The 22,766-nt window shown below is 38.2% G+C and carries 21 protein-coding genes; 1 reads left to right on the forward strand and 20 read right to left on the reverse strand.

From position 1 onward, the window contains the following. Positions 1-102: 102 nt before the first annotated feature. The 16 genes from GNT69_RS02740 to GNT69_RS02815 form a co-directional block, all read right to left on the reverse strand. A complete protein-coding gene (locus tag GNT69_RS02740; protein ID WP_203553408.1) occupies positions 103-1,176 on the reverse strand; it encodes a tartrate dehydrogenase in 1,074 nt (357 codons plus the stop codon). A 14-nt stretch (positions 1,177-1,190) separates the two neighbouring features. Further along, positions 1,191-2,480, reverse strand: coding sequence for a phosphoglycerate kinase (locus GNT69_RS02745; RefSeq protein ID WP_203553409.1), 1,290 nt, complete (start codon positions 2,478-2,480; stop codon positions 1,191-1,193). 282 nt (positions 2,481-2,762) lie between these two features. Then, on the reverse strand, positions 2,763-3,797 hold the full coding sequence (locus GNT69_RS02750; protein ID WP_203553410.1) for a type II glyceraldehyde-3-phosphate dehydrogenase: 1,035 nt from the start codon (positions 3,795-3,797) through the stop codon (positions 2,763-2,765). A 58-nt stretch (positions 3,798-3,855) separates the two neighbouring features. Further along, a complete protein-coding gene (gene lpdA, locus GNT69_RS02755) occupies positions 3,856-5,241 on the reverse strand; it encodes a dihydrolipoyl dehydrogenase (RefSeq protein WP_343206439.1) in 1,386 nt (461 codons plus the stop codon). Positions 5,242-5,248: 7 nt separating this feature from the next. After that, positions 5,249-6,562: a dihydrolipoamide acetyltransferase family protein gene (locus GNT69_RS02760; RefSeq protein WP_203553412.1), complete on the reverse strand. Its 1,314-nt coding sequence runs from the start codon at positions 6,560-6,562 to the stop codon at positions 5,249-5,251. 12 nt (positions 6,563-6,574) lie between these two features. Further along, positions 6,575-7,555: an alpha-ketoacid dehydrogenase subunit beta gene (locus GNT69_RS02765; RefSeq protein WP_203553413.1), complete on the reverse strand. Its 981-nt coding sequence runs from the start codon at positions 7,553-7,555 to the stop codon at positions 6,575-6,577. 19 nt (positions 7,556-7,574) lie between these two features. Then, a complete protein-coding gene (locus GNT69_RS02770) occupies positions 7,575-8,564 on the reverse strand; it encodes a thiamine pyrophosphate-dependent dehydrogenase E1 component subunit alpha (RefSeq protein ID WP_203553414.1) in 990 nt (329 codons plus the stop codon). A gap of 115 nt (positions 8,565-8,679) precedes the next feature. After that, positions 8,680-8,868: a hypothetical protein gene (locus GNT69_RS02775; RefSeq protein ID WP_203553415.1), complete on the reverse strand. Its 189-nt coding sequence runs from the start codon at positions 8,866-8,868 to the stop codon at positions 8,680-8,682. Between the two features lie 79 nt (positions 8,869-8,947). Then, the gene (locus tag GNT69_RS02780; protein ID WP_203553416.1) at positions 8,948-9,976 is read right to left on the reverse strand and encodes an XdhC family protein; all 1,029 of its coding nucleotides are present in this window, start codon (positions 9,974-9,976) and stop codon (positions 8,948-8,950) included. A gap of 51 nt (positions 9,977-10,027) precedes the next feature. Beyond that, positions 10,028-10,396: a transketolase C-terminal domain-containing protein gene (locus tag GNT69_RS02785; protein ID WP_203553417.1), complete on the reverse strand. Its 369-nt coding sequence runs from the start codon at positions 10,394-10,396 to the stop codon at positions 10,028-10,030. A 13-nt stretch (positions 10,397-10,409) separates the two neighbouring features. Continuing rightward, entirely contained in the window at positions 10,410-11,360 is a 951-nt protein-coding gene (locus tag GNT69_RS02790; protein WP_203553418.1) for a 3-hydroxyacyl-CoA dehydrogenase family protein, read from the reverse strand. Between the two features lie 25 nt (positions 11,361-11,385). Beyond that, positions 11,386-12,051 (reverse strand): YczE/YyaS/YitT family protein, encoded by a 666-nt coding sequence (locus GNT69_RS02795; protein WP_275411157.1) that lies wholly within the window; start codon positions 12,049-12,051, stop codon positions 11,386-11,388. 20 nt (positions 12,052-12,071) lie between these two features. Then, entirely contained in the window at positions 12,072-12,935 is an 864-nt protein-coding gene (locus tag GNT69_RS02800; RefSeq protein WP_203553420.1) for an MBL fold metallo-hydrolase, read from the reverse strand. Between the two features lie 86 nt (positions 12,936-13,021). After that, positions 13,022-13,912, reverse strand: a complete 891-nt coding sequence (locus GNT69_RS02805) for an FAD binding domain-containing protein (protein ID WP_203553421.1) — start codon at positions 13,910-13,912, stop codon at positions 13,022-13,024. 13 nt (positions 13,913-13,925) lie between these two features. Then, positions 13,926-14,447, reverse strand: coding sequence for a (2Fe-2S)-binding protein (locus GNT69_RS02810; protein WP_203553422.1), 522 nt, complete (start codon positions 14,445-14,447; stop codon positions 13,926-13,928). Further along, complete coding sequence (locus GNT69_RS02815; protein WP_203553423.1) at positions 14,447-16,876, reverse strand: molybdopterin cofactor-binding domain-containing protein; 2,430 nt, start codon at positions 16,874-16,876, stop codon at positions 14,447-14,449. Before GNT69_RS02815 ends, GNT69_RS02810 begins: the two co-directional genes overlap by 1 nt. Before the next feature lie 425 nt (positions 16,877-17,301). Here GNT69_RS02815 and GNT69_RS02820 point away from each other — a divergent pair, with 425 nt between their 5' ends. Continuing rightward, positions 17,302-18,738, forward strand: a complete 1,437-nt coding sequence (locus GNT69_RS02820; protein WP_203553424.1) for a PucR family transcriptional regulator — start codon at positions 17,302-17,304, stop codon at positions 18,736-18,738. Positions 18,739-18,867: 129 nt separating this feature from the next. On the opposite strand, the gene GNT69_RS02825 is transcribed toward GNT69_RS02820, so the two are convergent. The 4 genes from GNT69_RS02825 to GNT69_RS02840 all read right to left on the reverse strand — a co-directional run bounded on the left by GNT69_RS02825 (position 18,868) and on the right by GNT69_RS02840 (position 22,689). After that, positions 18,868-19,509 (reverse strand): GntR family transcriptional regulator, encoded by a 642-nt coding sequence (locus tag GNT69_RS02825; RefSeq protein ID WP_203553425.1) that lies wholly within the window; start codon positions 19,507-19,509, stop codon positions 18,868-18,870. A gap of 284 nt (positions 19,510-19,793) precedes the next feature. Next, on the reverse strand, positions 19,794-21,245 hold the full coding sequence (locus tag GNT69_RS02830) for a PucR family transcriptional regulator (protein ID WP_203553426.1): 1,452 nt from the start codon (positions 21,243-21,245) through the stop codon (positions 19,794-19,796). An 8-nt stretch (positions 21,246-21,253) separates the two neighbouring features. Continuing rightward, complete coding sequence (locus tag GNT69_RS02835) at positions 21,254-21,850, reverse strand: nucleotidyltransferase family protein (RefSeq protein ID WP_203553427.1); 597 nt, start codon at positions 21,848-21,850, stop codon at positions 21,254-21,256. A gap of 176 nt (positions 21,851-22,026) precedes the next feature. Further along, the gene (locus tag GNT69_RS02840; protein WP_203553428.1) at positions 22,027-22,689 is read right to left on the reverse strand and encodes a GntR family transcriptional regulator; all 663 of its coding nucleotides are present in this window, start codon (positions 22,687-22,689) and stop codon (positions 22,027-22,029) included. Positions 22,690-22,766: the final 77 nt, after the last annotated feature.

Consider the following 22,766-nt stretch of genomic DNA (forward strand, 5'->3'; position numbering starts at 1 on the left):
TTCTGCTTTATATTTAATTTTTCACTGAACTAATTTATAAGCAAGTGTCATTCCAATTGATTTCTTTCATCAAAGGAATTACCTCCAAGACAATTCTTAAGACTACTTCAATTCCTTCATTTTTTCGACTACTGCATCCCCAATTTCATAAGTACTAGCATTGCCACCCATATCTGGTGTCAACATTTTTCCATCTACCATCACCTGTTCGATTGCCTTTAAAACTCCTTTTCCCCATTGTTCATAGCCAAAAAAGTCAAGCATCTGACTTGCTGACCAAATGGATGCTAAAGGATTAGCGATTCCTTTTCCGGCAATGTCTGGTGCAGAACCATGGATCGGTTCGAACATGGATGGGAATTCCCGTTCAGGGTTAATATTTGCACCAGCAGCTAGTCCCATTCCCCCTGCAATGGCTGCTCCTAAATCGGTTAATATATCACCAAATAAATTAGAGGTAACGACGATTTCAAAACGTTCTGGCTGTTTAATAAAGAACATGGCCGCCGCATCGACTAAATAGGAATACGTTTTTACATCGGGGTATTCTTTTGCTACCTCATCAAATACTTGATCCCAAAAGACCATGGAATAATTTAATGCATTTCCTTTACTGATGCTCGTTAACGTTTTCCCTTGTTTTCTCGCTTCTTCAAACGCATAGCGAATAATTCTTTCTGTGCCTACACGAGAAAAAACTCCATTTTGTAAAACGACCTCATTTGGCTGCCCTTTAAATAACCAATCCCCTGCTCCAGCATATTCGCCTTCACTATTTTCACGAATGACCAGCATATCAATTTGATCACGCTTCACATCTTTGAGTGGACATGGGGCACCATCAAGTAAAGTAATCGGTCGAAGATTGACATATTGATCAAAACCTTTGCGGATTTTTAGTAAAAGGTCCCATAAAGAGATGTGATCCGGTACTCCCGGAAAACCAACTGCACCCAAATAAATCGCATCAAAAGCTTTTAATTGTTCCAAGCCATCATCGTCAATCATCTTTCCATTCTTTAAGTAATATTCACAACCCCAAGGGAAATGAGTAAATTGAAATTCGAAGGAACAATCGAGCTCAGCAATCGTTTCTAACACTTTTATTCCTTCATTTAACACCTCTGGTCCAATGCCATCCCCAGCAATAACTGCTATTTTATACTGTTTTTTCATCGTTTTTTCTCCTTTTATTTCAGTCCTATTTTAAATTCAACAACATGAAATTCTGTTTTAAAAAGTTCAGCTGATTTTTTTAATGCGGTCACGACCGGTAATTCCTCACCGGATAAAAACCGAATCAATGCTCCTCCACCGGTACATATATAATTCATCCCTTCTTGAAGATGGTACTTATTCGTTGCTGAAATACTATCTCCGCCGCCAATAACAGTGAATCCTTTCGTTTCAGATAGTGCTTTCCATATTTGTTTTGTACCTAGTTCAGTTTCGTTCTTTTCAAATATCCCCATCGGGCCATTGACGAATATAGTTTGTGCATTATTGATCATATCTTTATAAATGGAGATTGTATTTTCACCGATATCAACGAGTCCAAACTCATTTGGGAGTTGATGAATACTCGCTTCTATTCGTTTCCCATTGACTACATATGCCAAATCCGTAGGTAGGATTATTTTATCTTTGTATTTTTCAATTAACTCTTTGCCAGATTCAATGAATTTTTCATAACCTTGTTTTTGGATAAAATGAAGCGAGGTTTTTCCAATATCCACCCCATCCGCACCCAATAAGATGTTTGCAACCACACCACCTGTTAAAATAAAATCAGCTGATTCATTCTCCAAAACTGTATTCATCATTGAAAAAGCATCTGCAATCTTTGCACCACCTAAAATAAAGACACAATCTCTTTCAGGCTTTTCCATCATCCTTGAAAGTAAGCCATATTCATCCTCAAACAGCCTCCCCATTACGGAAGGCAACACTTGTTGGAACCCACATAAGGAAGGTTGGTCTCTATGGGCAGCTGCAAAAGCATCACATATATAAAAATCTGCAAGCGGGGCTAATTTCCGCACAAGCAATGTTTGAGCTTGTTCCTCGTGTGATAATTTAAGATTTTTCTCAAACAATGTTTGCTCCTCGGAAATAAATCTGACATTATCAAGGAGAAGAATCTCACCATCTTGCAAATTTTTTATTTCTTCTAATGCCGCAGGACCACAGACATCTTCGATAAATTTCACTTGCATATTTAGAAGTTCAGAAAGAACCTTTGCATGTGGCTTTGTTGTATAAAAGTTATGATATTCAATATCACTGCCTTGATGGGCTAAAATAACTACCTTAGCTCCTTTTGCATGCAATTCTATTAATGTCGGAATGGTTGCTCTTATTCTCGTAATATCTTTTAATGTTTCCGATTCTTTATCAACAGGCTGATTAATATCTAAACGCAAAAGAACGGTTTTTCCCTTAAGTGGGATATCATCAAGCGTATTAATTCCGTACTTCATAAACGGTCCTCCATTTGTAAGAAATGAATATCAAATTCGCTCCGTCGATTTTTTATTGATAAAGTGAAACTTCCATCAGTGGGGGTTTACTTCATCCCCCACTGATGGTTAGTTGAACCAATCGGGCATTTATGGGCCGTTTATCCCCCACTTATCTTTGCTCGTTCACTCGAAATTTTGAAGTGGGGGGTATTACGGCCCGTTAATCTGCGAGAAACTTGTCATGATATGAAAGAGCCACTTTTTAGGTGACTCTTTCATGATAGTTATGTTGATTTATTTTCATACTAAAGCAGGTGCTTTCATACCTAGATACTTATTTGTTTCATTCGTTGCCGCTTCACCTGTTAACTGCATACTCATGGCTGCTCTGATTGCATCGATACTCTCTGGGATGACGACGGATTCTTGTGGAATATGAATGGCGAACATGATGTCATCACCTGAATTTACGATCGACTCGTCCCATAAAGCGATTTCATAAAGATCTCCTCTTAATTTGCCCATATCTCTCGCATACCTAAAGATTGATGCGTTTCCAATGAAACCATCTTCTATTTTTACTGTTCTTATCCTCGGATGAGATTCAATTATCTCTAGGGTATTTTCTTTATTCATTTTCTTCCTTGTTTTTGCTACAACCGTGATAATATGTCCATGTGTAACCGGAGTATGGACTAAGAGTCCTGTAGCGTCAATATGTGGCATAATGCTCATTAAATCAACGGCCTGATGGTTAGGTGCTTTTTCCATCTGTAAGGCATTTGTCAATCCTCTATGATAATCGCCTGGGTCAGCTACTCTTCTAATAATTGTTATGGCAAGCTTGTCTACACCGACCGCTTTGTCAAGACAATCTACCACTCTTATTAAGCCGGTTGTATTACATGATGTAAGTTTCAAAAAGTCTTTTCCAAGTCCTTTTTCATAGTTCGCATATCCGTGAAAAAAAACATCGGCTACTTCGTTTTTTTCCCCGCCCTGAAAGACAGCCTTTTTTCCCATTTTTTTATATAATTCTTTGTTTTTCAATCCAACTCCACCTGGTGAAGCATCCAAAATAATATCGCATTGTTCTACTAAATCTTCCATACTTCCGGAAATGGGTACTCCTGCTTCTTTCAATTTTCCTTCGTTTTCTGGCATTGCATTATAAAATTTATACGGCATCCCCGCCTCAACCAGGCCTCTTACCGAAAGTGTCGGTGCCACATCGGACACTCCTACAAGCTCCATATCCTCTTGTAAAGAAACACCTGTCGCTAAACGAAGCCCAATGACACCATAACCTGCAACCCCAACTTTAACCTTTCTCATTACGATTCCCTCCTAGATTTTTTGTCTTGATTATTCGTTACGATTTAATTCGTTCCGTTTAAGAGTGAATTCCTTTTCCAATTAGCGCATTGGCTGATTCCATCAACACTTCTGAGACAGAAGGATGAGGCTGAATCATTTGCGCCAACTCATCGACAGTCCCTTCTAAAAACATATAAGCTGAAGATTGGCTAATGATTTCAGTCACATAAGGGCCAACCATGACTACACCTAAAATTTCACCGTATTTTTCATCTACAATAACTTTCGAAAATCCTTCTGTCGCTCCCATTGTCATTGCCTTGCCATTACCGGCTAGGGGGAATTTATTCACCTTATATTTGATGTTCTTCTTCTGTAGTTCCGCTTCACTCATCCCTACACTTGCAACTTGTGGTTGCGTATAAATACAGCGAGGAATGACTTTGTTATTCATTTTCGTTTTCTTTTCATCTAAATTTTCAACCGCCGTTAGCCCCTCTGCACTAGCAACATGAGCAAGCTGAAAGCCACCAATCACATCACCGATTGCAAAAAAGTCCTTTTTACTTGTTTCTAAATAGTCATTTACTTCTATATATCTACCATCCATTTTTAAATCTAATTCTGATACAGCGGAGAGATTTGGCTTTCTTCCTACCGCTATTAATAGTTCGTCCGCCGAAATCACCTCGGTATTTCCTTGTTTAGAAGTAATCTGAATGGTCTTTTTATGACTAGTTTCTTTGACTGATGTTACCTGATTATGGGTAAATACTTTGATTCCTTTTTTCTTTAGTGTGTTAAGAATGATTTTTGACGCCTCTTCATCTTCTGTCGGAATGAGTCGATCAGCGAGTTCTACGATTGTAACTTCCGATTTTAGACCTGAAAAGATGCTAGCTAGCTCTACACCGATCACACCGCCTCCAACAATTACAATTGATTTCGGCAGTTTTTTCATATCAAAAATCGTATCTGTCGTATGGTAGTTGACTGAATCGATTCCATCAATTGGCGGGATTACCGGTTGTGAACCTGTTGCAATAATGATCTTTTCACCGGATATTTGTTGCCTCCCAGCTTCCGATTGAATGGTAATGGTTTTATCAGCATGAATCGTACCATGTCCATTGTAGACATTAATTTTCCCTTTACTTAATAAATGGTTAATTCCCGCTCTTAAGGTAGAAACAACCTGGTCCTTACGGGAAATCATCTCAGCTAATGAAATGCTCACATTCTCTACTTTAATTCCCCAATTTTTTACCTTTTCTAATTCCTCGATGATTTCTACAAAATTTAATAGTGTTTTAGAAGGAATACACCCTCTGTTTAAGCATGTACCTCCTAAATGCCACCCTTCAACAAGAGCTGTTCGTTTCCCATTTTTAGCAGACCTGAGTGCGGCAACATAGCCGCCCGGTCCACCTCCTACGATTACAACATCATATTTTTCCAACACTTACACCTCAGATGATTAATTTATATGGATTTTCAAGGGTCTCTTTTAAACTAGTTAAAAACTCTGCCGCCGGAGCACCATCAATAATTCGATGATCAAACGATAGACTTAGAGTCATCATTGATCTTAATTTGATTTCGCCATTTACTCCAACTGGTTTCTCCACAATTCTGCCAACTCCCAAAATCGCTGATTCCGGCTGATTAATAATCGGTGTGAACGCATCAATTGCATACATCCCTAAATTACTAATTGTAAATGTTCCATTTTTCATTTGTTCTGGAAGCAATTTTCCATCTCGAGTAAGTTTAGCCAATGTTTTACATTCTTCTGTAACCGCTGCAAGCCCCAATAAGTTCGCACTTTTCACAACTGGGACAACAAGTCCGTTTGGCACAGCGACGGCAAAGCCTACATTTACTTGTGAATGGTAAATAATCTCATTGTTTTTTAAGGAAACATTAATAGCAGGATGATTTCCCAGTGTGTGTGCTGCTGCTTTAACAATGACTTCATTATAGGAAAGACGATAACCGTTCAGCTTTTCAATTACAGGCAGCAATTCTTTACGCAAGTTAATACAATTGGTCATATCCACTTCAGTAGTCAATGTTACATGTGGTGCCGTATATGCACTTTGTGCCAATCGATCCGCAATGACCTTGCGCATGCCTGTAAATGGCACTCGTTTTTCAGCTTGATCAATAGCTACAATTTCTTCTTTTTCATTTAAATGACTTAGATCGTCTTTCACAATCTTTCCATTCGGTCCAGTTCCTGTTATTTGTTTATAATCGATTCCTTGATCATCTGCGATTTTTTTCGCTAGTGGTGTGATTTTCTGTGAATGATTTTTCAAGTAATTTTCTACATCAATTTTTTGAACCCGTCCCAGCGGTCCGGTTCCGGCTATCTCGCTTAATTTGATTTGACTTTCTTCGGCAAGCCTTCTCGCAGCTGGCGTTCTTCTAATTCTATTCTCAATTGTTTTAGGGTCTATCGTAACGATTCTTTCTTCCATTACTGCTTCCTGAACTTCTTCAGGCTCAGCATCAACCGCCACTAGGTTTTCAACACTTTCTCCTTCTTCACCGATGTAAGCAATGACCTCTTGTACGTTTACAACACTGCCTGCATCGTATAAAGTTTTTAACAAAACCCCATCTGTTTCTGCTTCTACCTCGATGACAATTTTATCCGTTTGTATTTCAGCAATAGGGTCACCTTTTTCCACTGGCTGACCAGCTTGAACCAACCATGAAACAATTGTTCCTTCCTCCATTGTTGCGCCCATTTTAGGCATTAAAATCTCCGTTGACATTATGTCACCCCCTTACCTATTCATTAAATTTCTGCACTCACGAATAATGTCATTTACCTGTGGAACGGCAGCTTTTTCTAATTCTGGATTATACGGAATGGGTGTGGCTTCCCCTCCTAAACGCTTAATTGGTGCATCGAGGTAATCAAAGACATCGCTTTCAGCAATCATACTAGCAATTTCTGCTCCGTATCCCCCTCTTTTTACTGCTTCATAAACAACTAGTACTCTACTAGTTTTCTTAACAGAATCTAAGATTGCCTCAGTATCTAAAGGGACTAGAGTTCGCGGATCAATGATTTCTACACTGATTCCCTCTTTTCCCAAATCTGTCGCCGCTTCAAGCGCTCGGTTTACCATAATTCCTGTGGCCACAACTGTAAGATCTGTACCTTCTCTTTTTATATCTGCTTTGCCTAAGGGAATCTCGTACTCCTCCTCTGGCACTTCTCCGTTTACATTGTAGAGGAGCTTATGTTCATAGAAGATAACTGGGTTATCATCATTGATGGCCGCCTTCAATAAACCTTTCGCATCATATGCACTAGATGGCTGGATAACCTTCAAACCTGGGATATGTGTCATCCACGCTTCTAAACTTTGTGAATGCTGTGCGGCGAAACCTGCACCTGAACCATATGGCATTCTTACAACAACAGGAACTTTGGCTTTCCCGCCAAACATGTAGCGCATTTTTGCAGCTTGATTCACAATATTATCCATAGCAATCATAATGAAGTCGGAAAATTGAATTTCTAAGATTGGTCGCATCCCTGTCATTGCCGCACCAACTGCGCAGCCACTAATCGCAGCCTCTGAAATAGGGGTAATTCTTACTCGTTCTGGCCCAAACTCATCAATCATCCCATTTGTTACACCAAACGCTCCTCCGTAAACTCCGATATCTTCCCCCATAATAAATACATCTTCATTACTGCGCATTGTTTGACTCATAGACTCTCGAATTGCTTCTGAATAACTAATCTCTCTCATTTTATTCATCACCTTTCTATTATGCGAAAATGTCTGTAGTTAAAGTTTCTAAACTAGGAGCCATACTATTTTCAGCAAATTCTACTGCTTCAACCATTTCTGCTTCCACTTGTTGTTCAATTCTTTTATATTCTTCTTCTGTGATTACGTTTTCGGTCATTAACTTTTCTTTAAACAACTGAATAGGATCTCGATTATTCTTCCAATCCTTTTCTTCTTCTCTCGTTCGATATTTTCTGGCATCACTCCGTGAGTGGCCTTCCCATCTATATGTAAGAGCCTCTATTAATGTAGGGCCTTCACCATTTCTAGCCCTTTCTACTGCCTTTTCTGTCGTTCTCGCTACCTCCAATACATCATTGCCATTAATCGTAACGCCTGGTATTCCATATGCCACACTCCGTTCTGAAATATTTTCGATATTGATTGTTTCTCTAATTGGACCTGACATTCCGTATAAATTATTTTCACAGAAGAAAATAACTGGAAGTTTCCATACAGATGCTAAATTAAGAGATTCATGGAAAGCCCCTTCATTTGATGCACCATCACCGAAAAAGCATAAAACGACATAGCCTAACTTTTTCATTTTTGATGTTAGTGCTGCACCTGTACCTAAAGGTAAGCCTGCACATACAATTCCATTTGCTCCTAAATTGCCTACCTCCATGTCGGCAATATGCATTGAACCACCTTTTCCTTTGCAATACCCAGTTTCTTTTCCTAATAATTCAGCCGTCATTTGCTTAACATCCGTACCTTTAGCAATACTATGACCATGGCCACGGTGGGTACTTGTGATTTTATCCTCCTTTGTTAACGCTGCGCATGCCCCAACAGCCGTTGCTTCTTGGCCAATACATAAATGCATCGTTCCGTGTATTTTTCCTCGTTGATAAAACTTTTTTAATGTATCTTCAAAACTTCTAATTAATATCATGTCGTGTAACATTGTTTTTAATTTTTCTGGTGTATAAGAAGAGTTGCTGACTTCTGTTAAGTTCGCCATTGTTTTACCTCCTAGATTTTTCGATGATTCCTTATCGACTACTACGAATAGTCAATTCCACCAAATTATTGATTATCGATAATATATTTATTGAAATTCCCTCTAGATTCATAGATCAAGAGGAGCATGTACTTTCTTTTTCTACTCTTTTTTCATAACGATAGCCGTTATGACAATCTTTATATTCGGAAGCCTCAAATTGCCCTAAGGGGATTCCATTAGGAAAAGCAGAACAAGTCATATACCAACCATTTTTTGATAGCAAATGAACACAATAATCACAAGCACAATAGAGTCTTCTCATGTAATATCAACTCCTGTTGGTTTATACGAGATGTGTTTAAACAATTAAATTTTCAACCCTACAATTTCCCAAAAAACATTTAAGAAATATTTTCAAGGTATACTTGTACAATGCCGCCGCAGGCCATTCCTTCTTCCTCTGCTGCTTGTTCAGTCATTACATACTCAACTAACTTCGATTTCCCGTCATACATACATCTTATGGCCGTATCATACATTTTGGCTTCAACGCACCCACCGCCGATCGTTCCAATCCTAGTCCCATTTTCTAAAACAATCATCTTCGTCCCAACACCTCTTGGACTCGAACCTTTCTTTCCTACAATCGTAACCATCGTTTTCTTCATCGCTTTTGCTTTTTCATCCTGTCCCACCGCAGCAAGAAGGAGCTCTTTATCGTATCCAGTAGTAGCGGAAATCGCATTTTTCTCTTGAATAATTTCAGCTATAATGGATATCGCAATTTCTTCTGGTGTTTCCGCGTTGATTTTTAAGCCAATTGGAGAATGGATTGACTTTAAAAGCGCCTCATCGTAACCTTCCTTTAACAATTCCCGATATTGTTTGTATGCCCTACCTTTGCTTGAAATCATTCCGATATAAGCATGCTTCTTGTTAAGAACGGCTTTCAGGCATAATCGGTCGGAACGATGTCCCCTTGTGACGATGACAAAATACGTATTATTATCACCATGTATTTTTGCTAGCGCGTGTTCAAAATCCTCACAATACACTTTGTCAGCATTTGCTTCCTCCGCTTGCTTTACAAAATCATATCGATCATCGATGACTGTGACATGGAACCCCAACATTTTCCCCATTTTGACTACGGGAATGGCAACATGACCTGCGCCACAGATGACAAGCTTCTTTTCCTCATTCAACATTTCCGTATAGACTTTTTCACCCTCAATTTCGAGAATTTTACCAATCGGGATTTCCATATCACTTGGAAAATTCCTTTCCCAAAACTCCCGGTCTTGCGTACAATAAAATAGTTTACGATCAGACCAGATTGCCTTTTCGCCATTTCGCTGACCTGACAGAATTTGAGCCGTAATATATTTGTTACCAGGTTTTAAGTTATAAATAGTATCGTAAAATCCCATTTAAGGTTATCCCCCTATCCCCTTCACTATTATGGTTCGATGTCTGTTCTTCTATTTTTGCGGCTTAATCATTTCCATTAATTTCTTTATATAAATTTCTTTCTCCATCAGCTCTGCAACAACAGCATCTGTATCTGCCTTGAGATGCTTTTCAGCTGCTTCTAGGAGTTCCGTAGTTAAAAAGATTAATTTTCTCGTTGTCTGCTCAAAATATTCCATTGTTTTACTATCAAAAGGAGCTAAACAAGTGACTTGCAGAACCGCCGCACTAACCCCCATTACACTTAGTACTCTAGACACACCAAAAGCAAAATCGACAGAGTCAGAGTCTGCAATTAAAGTAATATCCACACCTTTATTAATGACCTTTGTCGTTCCTTCAAAAGCTAGCGATGGTAGTATAAAAATCCCTCCTGTCACTCTTAATCCATCATTACTCAGTTGGTAAATTCCAGCTAAAATACCTCCAATATGGCGCGCTTATTCTTTCACTAAAGTCTTCCATGTCGACATTGCTCCAGTCATAAATGCCTCTGCCAGCTTTCACTCCGTATGCACCTTGTTCCATAAGATCACAAATTAGTTTTGGTGCCTTATCTGCAGCGCTTAAATCCTTGAAAAGGTAATTTTCAATATTATAATTTAAATCCACCCCTGAATTATCCAGGTGTTCAAAGATTCCAATCGAGGTATATCTAGGCATAAAACTGTACATTGCTGCCTTATCTACATCCCTTGCATCTGCAATTCCCTGTTCAACAATATGAATTGCTTCCCTGAAAAGAGCATGCTGTAAGCGATTGGCAATGAATCCCGGTGCACTTTTCTTTAGGACAACGACCTCGCGGCTAGCTGATTCAAGCAATTCAACAGCATCTTCTGTAACCCCGGCAGCTGTATAGGAGCTTTTAACTACTTCAACAAATGGAATTAGATGAGGCGGATAAAACGGGTGCGCAACAATTAACCGATCTTTAAATTGATCTAGTCCCTTAACAAGATCGTCTACAGACAAAGCTGAAGTTGTCGACACAATCGCTTTTGGGTTTTTAATAAACTTCTCGATTTCCTTGTAAATACTGTACTTTACATTGATATCTTCACTTGTACATTCAAAAACATAATCAACGTCAGCAAGATCCTCATACTTCTCGGTATAATTAAGGTATTTCCCACACACCTCTGCCTGCTCTTGCTTTACAAGCTCTCTGTCAATCAGTTCCTGAAAAAAGCTGTCATACTTTTTCTGGCTCTCCGCTTGTTGTTGCTCATTTAATGTATAAAGAGTCGTTTTGTAGCCATGTCCCGTAAACAGGACCGCAAGGCTTGTTCCGACCATCCCTGTGCCAATAATGCCGATTTCGTTAATATGATCTAACTTCATAACTTCATAACTCCTCCCAAGATCTCTAATGACTGATTGTTGTACGACTATCCGAAATTCCAGTCATATCATCCAGTCGTTTTTTACACATCCTGTTAAAAACCGCAATCACTCGACCAACTAGTAGTCCGGCGGCAACCGTTCCAATTCCAATCCCGATTGGATAATGAAAATAAACCATCGAAATAATGAAAGCAATTCCGATACTCAACAAGTCCAAAATATTCTTTCCTGTTCCCAGTCCAAATCGAAATCTCTCACCAATTGCTTGTGCCAAACCATCTGCCGGGTTAGGCGCCTTCTTCATCGCTACTGACATGGCTACACCAATACCGGTAAGGACAATAGCCAGTCCAAGAACGATTAAGCGGATGAGAATCGAATCTTCTTCCGTAATCCAAATCCAGCCAGTAAATATATCGAGCAACTTGCTGATCACCAGGCTGATTGGGAACTGCATGAAATCAAATACTTTAAAGTTTTTTCCCTTCAAAGGAACTTGCAACAAAATAAAAAGGATATAAAACAAAAAAAGTGTGAAGGCAAAATTCCAATTCATCATCTCGGAAACGCTTAAAGGCATCGTTAAAATGGGTGCAACACCTAGGTAGCTTTTTACGTTTAATGCAAGACCAAAGGACAAAATCACAATTCCCAGAATATAAATGATATATTGTTTTACTATTTTCATATATGAAGGAAAAGTATTTCCTATTTATTTAACTTGCCCATTAGATAATCATAAGCAACCATTACGTTATGTGTCTGAATGTAATCCATCGCGTCTGACTGCCCAATATCGACTGGACATCTGTCAGCAAAATTGATATTGTTCACACATTCTTCTTTGCTCCATCCTTTTGCAATCCCATCGGAAACGGCAGAAAACCAGTCATATACAAATTTCTTATTCTTGAAAATTGCTTCTTTCGTTACAACCGGGCCGTGACCTGGAACGATGTAATCCACATCCAAACTATTTAGAAAATCAAGAGATTTTAAAAGCTCATCCGGCTGTGCCGAATGTAACCAAATTTGACAATCAGCAAAAATGGTATCACCGACAAAAACGGTTTTTTCTTCCGGTACATAAACGGCTATTTGGGAATCACAATGCCCTGGTGTATGGTAAAGTTCAAAAGTATGGTCGCCTAAGCGGAAAGACATTTGGTCAGAAAATGTTATATTTGGAGGATTTAAAATATACTCTTCCTCTTTCGGCATATTCTTTAATCCTCCTGGATCTTGGCGCTTAATAACATCTAAGCTATAATCATAGGTTGTCTGATTAAATGCAGGAGGTATTTCCCAAAAATCCTTTCCAAGCTTCTCATGACCAATGACAGGACATTCTCCGGCAAACCAGTGATTTCCAAAAATATGGTCAATATGTGGTTCAGTATTGATTAAATACTTGATTGGTCCTCTTTCTAAAGCAAACTTTCTCATTTCCAGCAATGTTGTAATCCACTGGGCTGTATCAATAAAAACTGAACCTTCTTTTGTGAAGACGATACTTGGATTAGAACCACGAATTTTTGTTTCTGTATAGACGTTTTCAGTTAATTTCTGCATGTCTTTCTCCTTCTACCATGAATAGAACACACCTGAGAAATATTAGCCTGTCTTTTCTCAGGCTGTATTCTACTATCGTGGTTTTATTAACCTACTAACACTTTGCTAGTAATCTTATTAACCGCTTCTTCAATCATATGTTTAACATTTACGTAAATCATCTCTTTACGATACTCTTTAGAAGCGCGCTGATCAGAGATCGGTTTTACCAAGTCTCTTGCCATAGCAGCGGCCTGCTCAATGACATCCGAAGTTAATTTCTTACCTTCTAGATACTGCTCAACCTCATACGCACGGAGTGGGGTTGGCGCTACAGCTCCTAAGGCAATCCTTACTTTTCTTACAGTGTCATCATCTGCCAGCTGAATTCTTACTCCCACACATACGATAGAAATATCTGTATCCCCACGAATCGCATGCTTATGATAAGCTGCTTCACAGCGATCTCCCTGATAAGGAAGGGTAAAGCTCAAAACCAGTTCATCTGGCTGGAGAACTGTTTTGCCTGGCGCGACGAAAAAGTCTTCGATGTTGATGTCTCGCTTCCCATTCGGACCTACAACATTGATAACCGCATCAGAAATCATGAGACCTGGGACCGCATCAGCACTTGGAGATGCATTACAAGCGTTGCCTCCCAAGGTTGCACTATTTCGAATTTGTGTGCTTGAAACATGACCTGCACCTTTGGAAACAATTTCCCATTCGCTGTTTTTAAGTTTTTCATCTTTTGATAGGCTTCTTAAATCTATACTCGAACCGATTACTATACCATCGTTAGTATAGTTGAGTTGTTTTAGCTCTGGAATTGCGTTAATATCAATAACCGCATTTGTTTTTAGCCCATTAATTTTGAATTTAAGTACTAAATCCGTCCCGCCAGCTAATATTTTGCAGTCATTACCATATTCCTGTAATAATCCGATTGCTTCTTCTACTGAAGTTGGCCGGAAATATTTATTAAACTTTATTGCCATGATTTTTCCCCCCTTATGAATTTACACTTATCTTTTCTTTTGATGAAACCGCGTTCATTTCGTCACGAGCCACTTCAATCGCTTCTGTAATTTTCTTGTAGCCAGTACATCTGCACATATTTCCATGTAAAGCTTCGCGAATATCATCTTCTGTTGCATTTGGATTTTCATCTAATAAAGCTTTGCCTGATAAAATCATCCCAGGTGTACAGAAACCGCACTGAATCGCAAAAGTTTCAATGAAGGATTTCTGTAATGGATGCAAGCCATGTTCTTCTGTTTCAAGGCCTTCAATGGTCACAATTTCTGACCCTTCAGCCTGTCCAACCAGCGTACAGCAGGCTTTTGTTGCATTACCGTTCATAATAATTGTACAAACGCCACAGTTAGAATCGTCGCACCCATGCTTTGTGCCCGTAAGGCCGAGGTCGCTGCGTAAAACTTCCAATAACGTTTTGTTCGGTGCTGTAAGGACTTCTCTTTCTCTGTCATTTACTGTGAATTTTACGACAATCTTATCATCAAATGTTTTCATTACAGTTTTCCCTCCATTGCCTTTTTCTCTTTAATCATTTCGAGTACACGCTCCGCCGTCATTGGGAAGTAAGTCGGTCTTATTCCTATTGCTTGATATAATGCTTCTGCAATCGCCGGTGCAACTGGAATTGTAATCGACTCAGCCATTCCCTTAGCACCGAATGGTCCATCTGGAAGTGGATCAGGATTAATTAGCGAAAGGAAGTTTTCCTGCTTAGGTGAAAGGAGGAAATCACCAATTCGATAATCGGATAATCCATAGTTGCTCATATGACCATTTTCATCGTATAAATGCTCTTCATTCAGTACATATCCAGCCGCCATAATGATACCGCCTTCAATTTGGCCCTCAACCATCTTAGGATTGATCGGGTTCCCTGTATCAGCAGCACTTGCTACTTTCAACAATTTAATTTCTCCAGTTTCCTCGTTAACCGCGAGTTCTAATGCACATGCTGAATACTGGAACCAGTTCCACATACGCTTTGTAAGTCCGTCTTTGTCCCACATCTTGATTGGTGCTGGACAGAACACACCATGACCTTCTACTGGCGAAAGTTGCTTTAAGCCCCAGTTCCCTTGCTGGAATGGTGTAATTGGTTTGAACAATGTGGATAATTCTAACTCCTGAATATCTGAACCAACAACAGTGGCTTTGCCGCCTTTGATTTCAACAACTTTGCTCTTATGAACGCCAAGTTCTCTTCCGACTTCTTCCTTGAACTTTTCAATTACTTCTTCACATGCAATTTTCACAGCGTTTCCTGTTGTATAAGTCGTACGTGAGGATGCAGAATAGTTATCAAAAGGTGTGACGACCGTGTCACCCTTGATGATTTTAATGTTTTCCATAGGGAGTCCCAATGTCGTTGCGGCAATTTGCGCCATAACCGTCATGGCACCCATACCATTTTCATCACAGCTGATTAATACTTCGACACTGGAATCACTGTAGTAACGAACAACAGCTTCAGCACGGCCAAGCGGTGTATTTTGCTTCCCACCGACTGCAATTCCTTTTCCTCTTTTCCAAGGTGAATTTGGTTCCTGTTCGGATGGCTCTTCTACTTTGATCTTCTCGTTAACGGATTGCAGGCATTTGTCGACGCCAATACTTGTAACGATTTCACCATAGCCGTCTTCGCCGCCTTTTTTGATTGAGTTTTTGATACGAATATCAACCGGACTCATCCCCAGCTCGTCGGCAAGTTCGTTAATCATCGCTTCTATACCAAACTCAGATTCTGGACAACCTAATCCTCTGAAAGGACCTACCGGTGTAGCATTTGTTACGACCGCACACGTATCCATTTTTATATTTTCAACATCATATACACATACCGCACCAGAAGAAGAAAGGCGACCTGTGTAGCCGATATTATTTTGGATTGCTCCGATTTCTTCAACAAGATCGTAATCTTGTGCGATGATACGTCCATCTTTTGTAGCACCGAATTTAACTCTTGTATATACTGGCCAAGCTGAAGGTGCACCAGTGAATTGTTCTTTTCTCGTATATTGATAAGCACAGCTTTTCTTCAGATACAAGCTCATCATCGCACATAGAACTTCCACATAAGGGGTAAGGCGTCCGCCAAAAGATCCGCCAACATATGGCTGAACAATTCGAACCTTTGTTTCCGGGATTTCAAAAATATTGACTAACGCTGATTTAATCACACCATGAACGCCCATCCCATTGCCATAAAGTGTGAGGCTGTCATCTGAATTATATTGACAAATTGCTGTTGCTAGCTCTAGAGAAGTCGTTGTTCTTCTTCCCGTACAGAATTCTCTTTCTAAAATAATATCTGCTTTCTCAAAGGCTTTATCGACATCACCTTTGTTCATCACATAGTTTCCTACGATATTTGGAGAAACATTCTCCCCCGTATATTTGCTTTGAACCTCATTATGACGCCCAAACCCGGCAAATGGATTCGATTTGTCAATCGCTGTACCTTTCCCAGAATAGGGGTCAACAATTGATTTTGGATTTGGCTCAAGTGCTTCATAAACATTTGTAATATATGGAAGAATCTCATATTCAAATTCGATTGTATCCAAAGCTTCTTCAGCTAGTTCGACCGTTTCTGCCGCTACAATCGCAATCGGTTGACCTGCCCAAATACATTCGTTATCTACAGGAAATCGGCAAATCTCTGGTAATCTTTCCATTGGGAAATTAGAACGTTCTACAGTGAAAATTTTGGCAACCCCTGGAATCGCTTCTGCCTTTGCCACATCTAATTTTGTTATTTTACAGTGTGCAACTGGGCTTCTTAAGATTTTGACATGCAGTAAATCGGGAATGTACTTGTAATAATCGCTGGCAAAAAGACCTTTACCTGTAGCCTTATCGTATGCATCGACACGTATAGGCGTTTTTCCAATATAATTGGTGTCCTTTTCTGTAGAAATACTCACAATATTTCCTCCTTAAATGGATTGTTTTTAGCAGAATTTATAACGTTGTGCTATAATTTCTACTATAATTAGTAATAGATTATCGATTATCTATTATCTATAAAAATTGTAAGCCCTTTCAAATACTTTTTCTATTCTACAAATCTGCACTTTTTTTCATTAGACTTGTGCAGGTTTGCATAACCGAACAAAAGATTTATTGTTACCGGTTAAAGTTTTACTGTACCAGCTATACTATCGATTATCGATTATCTATAATAACTATAAACCCTTTCAATCCTTCTTTCTATCCTACAAATCCGCACTTTTTTTTATTAAACTTGTGCAGGTCTGTACACCATATCCGAAAGGGATTTTATGCTCATTGACGCTATTTTTTACGTTTGTTAGACTGAAAATAACTACAATAAAAGGTGATATGTATAATGTACTTTTCTCTTTGGAATTTTGCAGATTGGTTTTCAAAAGAAAAAATTGTTTGTATCCCCTCTATTTCAAAAGACACAGCTGATATTCATTTTTTGTCAACCGTTAATTCGCGTAACTGCAATCAATTATTGCAAGGCTCAGCTACTATTTGCGATGGAACTCTTGCAGGGTACCCGGACTACCGTACGGTTATGTTCAAAGGGGAAGACATGATTTTGTTTCCATCAGCGACGCCCTCACAAATTATAAACTCAGGAAATCAGATGATTGAAACTTTTTTTAGATGGGAAGACAACCTACATGACATAATTCTAAACAAAGGGACGATTTCAAGTTTATTAACTGCCGGTGAATCCATGTTACATTTTCCCCTTGCAATTATATCTTCTGATTCTGGGGTTTTATACTCGTCAACAAACTGGCCCCTTTCACTCTCACATTTCGATTTTGGATCACCTTCTGAGAAAGAAGGATTATACTCGTTAAACCCTATGTTTCGTACAATTTATGCAGAAGGAACTAGAACCATCTTGACCCAAAGTTTAATTAGCGAGAAAAATTATCTTGGCGAATTGATTGCTTTTAAAGGCGTACCCAAATTTTCGCCTGGCGATTTCATTTTATTTCAGGCTTTATCAACGGCTATTTTGAATTATTTCGATATAAACGAACGGTTAAATGAGTTAGGACAATCACTAGATTCATTTTTTATCGATGCTCTTTTCCGAAGTTATATAGATACTAAAAAATTTCATTCCCTGTCAGCCAATGCAGGCTGGCCGGAAAATCTTTTATTTTCGCTTTATTGTATTAGGCCGATAAAAGAAGACTCCTTCAAACAGCTTGATTCTCTGACCTCTGTGTTAAAAAATATCGTTCCGACTTCTAGTTGTTTCATATATAAAAATGATATTATTTTTATTTCCTATTCGAATGCAGATACAATTAGCTCTGTGACCAAGCAAATACGTGCATCTGTTCCAACTGATTGCTTTGTTATCGGACAGAGCCTTTTATTTGATGAATGTTATAATCTTCCAAACGGCTACAAACAAAGTATTCATGCTGCAAACTATGCACAAAAATTAAAGCTGCAGTTTATTTCTACGGAAGACATATTGCCACAGATTATTTTCGAATCATCTGGAGACAATGAATGGCTCCATTCTTTAATCCATTCTGATCTCCTTAAATTAATGGAAATAGATCGCACAGGCCACCAAGAATTATTAAAGACTTTATATTATTTTCTGATTTTAGGACAAAGTGGCTCGGCCGCGGCAGATGCTCTATGTATTCATCGGAATACACTGCGTTATCGAATCAATAAAATCAAATCAATCCTATCCGTGGATATCAATCAACCAATCGTAATCGACCAACTATTAGCCTCTTATTTAATCGCGGGTAAAAATTTCATTTTTAACAAATAACTGACGTTGATCTAGGTAATTCAACGTCAGTTAAAAAAGATTCGGCATATACTCCAATCCGCTCTCATTCAAGGGGTGGTTTTTTGTATAATCTTCTTTTTGCAGATGAATCAACCTTATCCTTTGCTCTTAAAAAGAATCCTCTACCATTTCCTCAAAATGATGTTCCATCACATCAAACGCTCTCTCGATTTGACGATTTTTCAAAACTTCATAAATAACTTCATGAGAATTGGCAAATTTAATAAGATTTGCATTTGATATTTTAACATTAAATTTTGTCCATAATTTAATGTTGCAAAGATTCCACATTTTCATTAACTCAGTTGTATCCGCCAGTTCTACAATTCTTCGGTGAAAATGAATATCTTCTTCAATAAACTCTTCCCATTCACCTCTTTTAGTATGCTCCTTCATCTTATTCAAAATCGCACTCATTTCATTTATGTCTTGGTCGGTTGCTTTTAAAATTGCATTCTTTAATGCTACCCCCTCAAGTCCACTTCTTACTTTATGAATATCCAATAAATCTTTTACCGTCATTTGTCGGACAAAAGTTCCTTTAAACGGGATAGAAACAATGATTCCCATCGATTCTAGGTCCCGTAAAGCCTCCCGGACAGGCGCCTGTGACGTACTAAATTCTTTCGCCCATTCAAGTTCTATTATTCTTGCTCCAGGAAGAAGATCCCCATTGGCAATTTTATCGTAGATTGCATTCCTAATTAATTCGCGATATACCATCCGTGATTGAATTTTTGGATTTGCCATATTCTACTTTACTCACCTCATTTCTCAAGGAAGTCGAATATGCATTTTCTCTTTTACCTATTAAAGTTTCATATTATCGATAATCTATAATTATTGTAAGCCCTATCCGCTTATTTTTCTATTCTACAAATCTGCACTTTTTTAAATATATATTGTGCATTGTTTCACACATAGAAAATACAGTTATTTGGAAATCTGAATAATCTTCCAAGCAAATACAGACAATATATTCTCCGGATTTTAAAAAAACTGACGTTGATCTAGGAGATTCAACGTCAGTTTTTTTAGGCACTTCTTGTATAGGCGTTTCTACTTATTAGGAGCGATAATAGGAGGATTTCTTTCCCTTGACTATCAGATAATTTCTCCCCAATTATTTCTTTAATTCTTTCCAGCCGATAATTAAGGGTGCTTCGATGTATTTTTAATTGCTCAGCTGTCGCCACGCCATTACAACCATTCATTAAATACATGAATAATGTGTAACATAACTGGGATTGTGTATTTTTATCCGCATGCTCAAGCTTTCTCACTTCTGTTATCACTAATGATTGTAGCCACTGATTGGAATGAATTGATTCATATGTATATTCGGAAACGAAATTTTCTGCACTTAAATATGGAGAGTCCAATTTTTTGGCTTTTTCAGCTGTATATTGTGCCTGTCTAAAAAAATGATGTAAATCATTAAAGTTTTTACTAATGCAGCTTTGTCCGATAAAGCCTGTAGTCCATTTGGTCATAGATTGCAACCATGTTATTTCAGCATCTATATCCTTTTTAGCAATGTTACTGATAATAACAATATGAAAATCTATATTAAATACACATACATTTTTTAAATTATTTTTAATCGAATTTATTATTTTAATCAAATCAAAAGAAGATAAAAATGATTTTGGGTCTAGGTAATAGATGAGATAATCGTCGTCAGCATTCCACCGGAGCAGATCGAGGGTAACGCTCAACTCTCCCTGTATAGGCTGGTTATCCCTTATACAATTTTTAAAAACAAATTCTGCGTAGTTCTTACTGGTGAGTTCCTTTTTATTCTTATTAACATTTAATTCAATTGCCTGTGCCAATTGGTCGATTATGCCAATATCAGCCAATGTAAATACTCCTGTTTCGTTAAAAGCAATTAATTTTGCAAAACATTTGCCTTCCATCCAGATATTATTCATTAATAACTGGTAATTCTCGAAGTAAGGACTTTCTGTTATTACAGTCTTTTTCCGGTAGTAAATTTCCTGTAATTTTACATCCGGACAATCATCATTAAATACATGTATATCCATTTTCATGAATTGGTTCCAAATCTCATTCACCTCGTTTTTGTAACTTGGCGAATGGCAAATAAGCTCATCATTACGAATCAGAACGATAGGAAACGGAAAGACTTTTTCAGAGCACTCTAGAAGTTCTTTCAGCAAGCCATTCATTATATTTATTTTCTTTAAATTTCTTCCCCATTCTCTATAGGTGGATATCATATTATTGGCTTCATTTATAACTGTTTGGATATCAGTATTGTGGAAATTCAGATAATTTCCTCCGTGGATAAGCGCGACCAAATCATCAGCCGTTTTGCAAATGACGGCAAAATCTTCTGTATCTGAGCCAGGATCAGCGGAGCGAATCCCAGCAATCAATCTTTTTTCAGAAATAATATGAACATCATGTGGAATGTAAGCTTTTTCAAACCAGCTGTGAAAATCCCATAAACTGAAATTCATACACATCCTTATACCCTCATCTCTTCATACATGACCTTGACTGCAGAATATTCCTGTGGTGTATCCATATCATAGATAATTCCCCAATCATTAACCTCCAAGTATTCCATTTTACCGGTACAATATTTAATGGCTCCATGAAGTCCATAATCACCAGTATATTCAAGGAATTCCTTTATTAATTCATTTGAAACTAAAAGAGGGTGTCCCTTTTTATTCTGCCAGGTCGGACATATTAAATCGGATCGAGTGTTAAGCATGTTAATAATCGTATCGACTCCAAATAAAGGGATATCAGCAGGTGTAAAAAACACTCTCTCACACATATCAAGAATAGCCGAGAAGCCAATTTTTGCCGAGTCAAACATTTGACTTTGGGCATATATTTCATTTCTGAAACACTCCACACCCATATCAGCAATATGTTTTTCCAATTGATTTCCATTAAATCCTGTTACCACTACAATCTTATGAACACCGGCACTTTGAAACGTTTTAATGACTTTTCTAATGACCGTCGTTTCTCCTAAGGGCAACATTGGTTTAAAATCACCCATTCGACTAGAGAGACCTGCTGCAATAATAACTGCTCCCGCTTTTATCATTTGCTCCTCCTGTCATACGATTATTATGAAAATTATCAATTATCGATAATTTTCTAGCTAAAAATAGTATATATTTTTCCATTTCTAGTGTCAATTTAACATCAGAATGTTCACTAAATCGTTAAAAATAGCCGGTTCGTGGCTGTACGAATCCGGCGACTGTGGTAAAAGTCACTTCAGTGGGTACGATGATCTTCTTCAGAAATTTCATCAACTACTTCTACAAAATGGTGGTCCATCACTTCATAACATCTTTCAATTTGACGATTTTTTAATACTTCGTATATCACATCATGTGAATCTGCAAGTTTAATAAGCTCTGCCCTTGATTTTCTAACATTAAATATCGTCCATAATTTAATGTTGCACAGTTTCCACATTTTCAATAACTCAGTTGTATCCGCCAATTCCACAATTCTTTGGTGAAATTTAATATTCTCATCGACAAAGGCTTGCCATTCTCCTTTTCTTGCATACTCCTTCACCTTGTCCAGGATTTCCTTCACTTCGTCTATTTCTTTGTCAGTCGCTTTTAAAATGGCATTCTTTAAAGCTACAGTTTCAAGACCGCTTCTTACACTATGGATGTCCTTTAAATCTTTTATCGTCATTTCCCGGACAAAAGCTCCTTTAAAAGGAACTGAAACAATGATTCCCATAGATTCTAGATCCCGTAAAGCCTCCCGAACAGGAGCCTGTGACGTATTAAATTCTTTCGCCCATTCAAGCTCAATGATTCTTGCTCCTGGGCCAAGCTCACCGCTTACGATTTTATCATAGATTGTATTCTTTATTAGTTCACGATAAACCAGCCGTGATTGGCTTTTTGGATTATCCATATTACTCACCTCATCAAAATTCAATATAGCACAAAAGAATCAGGCCAACAATAAACTATCGATAATTTACTGTTCGA

It is taken from the genome of Bacillus sp. B15-48, assembly GCF_016879755.1.
Lineage (GTDB): Bacteria > Bacillota > Bacilli > Bacillales > Cytobacillaceae > Mesobacillus_B.